This is a genomic window from Streptomyces sp. SP18BB07 (genome assembly GCF_036322545.1).
Taxonomy (GTDB): Bacteria; Actinomycetota; Actinomycetes; order Streptomycetales; family Streptomycetaceae; genus Streptomyces; species Streptomyces deccanensis.
In genome coordinates, this window is the sequence record NZ_JAQYWT010000311.1 from 1 (window position 1) to 349 (window position 349).

At 67.0% G+C, this 349-nt stretch carries 1 pseudogene; it reads left to right on the forward strand.

Annotated elements, in window-relative coordinates:
* A pseudogene (locus tag PUR53_RS20935) lies at positions 1–349 on the forward strand (hypothetical protein); the annotation flags it as partial.

The following is a 349-nucleotide window of genomic DNA, read 5'->3' on the forward strand; positions in this document are numbered from 1 at the left end:
AGAACACGCTGAACACGATGGTGGACCAGCTGTCGTCGTTCGCGGAGGAGGTCACCAGGGTCGCCCGCGAGGTGGGAACGGAGGGCCACCTCGGCGGTCACGCCCACCTGCCCGGCGTAACCCGCAACAGGAATGACCTAACCCCCAATGTTAACATAAATGCCAAAAACCAGACCCAGCACGTGCGGCACAACTCCCAAGTCCCCCCCGCCCCCCGTCGACGCCAGCCGCCGCCGGCAAACTCGAGACCCGAGCGTGACGGGAGTTCAGCCGTGTGCTCGGCCGATCTCCGAGCAGGTGACGCGGCTGGCCCGTGAGGTGGGCACCGAGGGCATCCTCGGCGGTCAGG